This window comes from Curtobacterium sp. HSID17257, assembly GCF_003989515.1.
Lineage (GTDB): Bacteria > Actinomycetota > Actinomycetes > Actinomycetales > Microbacteriaceae > Curtobacterium.
Window position 1 is genome coordinate 1 of record NZ_RBLU01000196.1, and the last position, 2,737, is coordinate 2,737.

General features: G+C 75.7%; 3 protein-coding genes. 2 read left to right on the forward strand and 1 reads right to left on the reverse strand.

What is annotated here, in order from left to right; translation table 11 throughout:
- Together D8M35_RS15935 and D8M35_RS15940 are read left to right on the forward strand one after the other, a co-directional pair.
- The coding region (locus tag D8M35_RS15935) for an AMP-binding protein (RefSeq protein ID WP_148113409.1) at window positions 1-1,120 on the forward strand (1,120 nt) is incomplete at its 5' end.
- The gene (locus tag D8M35_RS15940; protein WP_126892691.1) at window positions 1,117-2,088 is read left to right on the forward strand and encodes an NAD(P)-dependent oxidoreductase; all 972 of its coding nucleotides are present in this window, start codon (window positions 1,117-1,119) and stop codon (window positions 2,086-2,088) included. The genes D8M35_RS15935 and D8M35_RS15940, both read left to right, overlap by 4 nt.
- Window positions 2,089-2,178: 90 nt before the next feature.
- Here the strand turns inward: D8M35_RS15940 and D8M35_RS15945 are convergent, their stop codons facing one another.
- A complete protein-coding gene (locus D8M35_RS15945) occupies window positions 2,179-2,595 on the reverse strand; it encodes an MFS transporter permease (protein ID WP_126892692.1) in 417 nt (138 codons plus the stop codon).
- Between the last annotated feature and the right edge of the window lie 142 nt (window positions 2,596-2,737).

Below are 2,737 nucleotides of genomic sequence, written 5' to 3' on the forward strand. Positions count from 1 at the left end.
TACCTCGGGCTCGACCGGACCGGCGAAGGGCGTCGTGTACACGCACGGACAGCTCGCCGCGGTGCGGGACGTCCTGGCGGCGCAGTACGGCGTCGGTGTCGGCACCGGGCTCGTCGCCGGCTTCGCGCCGTTCGCCCTGCTCGGCCCCGCCCTCGGTGCCCGTTCGGTCGCGCCGGACATGGACGTCACCGCTCCGCGCACGCTGACGGCACGGGCGGTCGCCGACGCGGTCGCCGCGGCCGACGCGACCGTGGTGTTCCTCTCGCCTGCGGCGCTGGCGAACGTCGTCGCGACGGCGTCGGCGCTGACGGCCGCCGACCGGGAGTCCCTCGCGAGGGTGCGCCTGTTCCTGTCCGCCGGGGCGCCGGTGTCCGCCGCGCTCCTCGCATCGGCGACCGACCTCATGCCGAACGCGGCGGCCCACACGCCCTACGGGATGACCGAGGGGCTGCTCATGACGGACACCGACCTGGACGGCGTCCGGTCGGCCGCTTCCGCTCCCGACGACGGCATCTGCGTCGGGACCCCGGCGGCCGGTGTGCGGGTGCGGATCGCCCCGCTCGACGACGCCGGAGCACCGACGGGGGAACCGACGGAGCAGAGCGGCGTCACGGGCGAGGTCGTCGTCGCGGCACCGCACGTCCGTGACCACTACGACCGGCTCTGGCGCACCGACCGGGTGTCCCGGCTCGGGGTCGACGACCCGCGCGGACACCGGACGGGTGACGTGGGGCACCTCGACGTCGACGGTCGTCTGTGGATCGAGGGCCGGCTGCAGCACGTCGTGACGACCGCCGACGGGGTCGTCACCCCGGTCGGACCCGAACAGCGCATCGAGCGCGTCGACGGTGTCGGGCGCGCGGGCGTCGCGGGCACCGGTCCCGCGGGAACGCAGCAGGTCGTCGCCGTCGTGGAGACCGATCCCGCGGCACGGCGTGCGGGGCTCGCGCCGGCGGACCTCGCCGCTGCCGTCCGTGCGGCCGCCGGGGTCCCGCTCGCCGCGGTGCTCGTCGTCCCCGTCCTGCCGACGGACATCCGGCACAACTCGAAGGTCGACCGCGCACGGCTCTCGCGGTGGGCGACGACGGTGCTCGGTGGTGGCCGGATGGTCCGCCCGTGAGGGTCCTGGTCACCGGGGCGAGCGGCTTCCTCGGCCGGGCGACCGCTGCCGCCGTGCGCGACGCCGGGCACGACGTCCGGACGTTCCAGCGCCGGCCGTCCGGGGTCGACGGGGTCGAGGACGCCCTCGGCACGATGACGGACACCGCTGCCGTCGCGCGCGCGGTCGACGGCGTGGAGGCCGTGGTGCACCTGGCAGCGAAGGTGTCGCTCGCCGGGGACCCGGCCGACTTCGCCCGCGTCAACGTCGCCGGGACGCGCGCGCTGCTCGACGCCGCCCGGACCGCCGGTGCGGAGCGCTTCGTCTTCGTGTCGTCGCCGTCCGTCGCGCACACCGGGTCCTCGCTGGCCGGAGCGGCTGCCGACCCGGCCGAACCGATGGCCGCGCGCGGGCACTACGCCCGCACCAAGGCCGCCGCCGAACTGCTGGCGCTCGCGGCGGACGAGCCCGGCTTCGCGGTCGTCGCCGTCCGCCCGCACCTGGTGTGGGGGCCGGGGGACACGCAGCTGGTCGGCCGCATCGTCGACCGCGCACGGACCGGACGGCTGCCGCTGCTCGACTCCGGCGCGGCGCTCATCGACACCCTCTACGTCGACAACGCGGCCTCGGCGATGGTGGCCGCGCTCGAGCACGCGGCCGACGACGCCGTGCACGGCAACGCCTACGTCGTGACGAACGGCGAGCCCCGACCCGTGGGGGAGCTCCTCGCAGGGATCTGCACGGCGTCCGGCGTCCCCGCACCCCGGATGCACGTACCCGCCGCTCTCGCCCGCGCAGCCGGGTCCGTCGTCGAGGCGGTGTGGCGGGTGCGTCCGGGCACGGACGAGCCGCCGATGACGCGGTTCCTCGCCGAGCAGCTGTCCACCGCGCACTGGTTCGACCAGCGACGGACGCGTCAGGACCTGCACTGGGCACCGACCGTCTCGATCGACGAGGGCCTGGCCCGGTTGGCGGTCGCGGCGCGCTGACCGCGGTGGCTCGCGAGCCGACCCTGGCGGCTCCGACGGCCGCCAGCCGGTCGGGCCGCCAGCCGGTCGGGCCGTCAGCCGGTCGGGCAGTCAGCCGGTGAAGCGCTGCCAGAGCTCGGTGACGATCGGCCACACGTCGCCGGCGCGGTCCGCCGAGGCGACGGCGATCGTCACGACGGGGTAGGCCGTGACCGCGAGGCTCACCAGGACCGCGATCACGACGGCGAAGACCGACGTGACCGTGTGGCGACGGGTCAGCGCCCAGGACAGCAGGGCGAGGACGACCACCACGCCGAGGAGGCTGACGAGGGCGATCCGGATGAACGGGAACGGCACGAGCCCCGCGGTGGTGGCGGTCACACCGCCGAGGAACCCGACGAGCGGCAGGTAGGCGCCGAGGGCCACGGCGAGCACCAGCACGGTCCCGATGCCCGACGCGATCCAGACGCCGCGCGTGCGAGGACGACGGGCGGCCGTACCCCGGCGTCCCGCCCACGCGGTGGTCATCGTCGTGCCCCGCCGTCGCCCTCGGCTTCGTCGCCGTGCTGGTCTTCATGACCGGCAACGGCGTCGAGTCGAACTTCATCACGCCGCACATGGTCGCAGTCCTCGGCAGCCCCGAGGCCACCGTCGCCACGATCGTCACGTC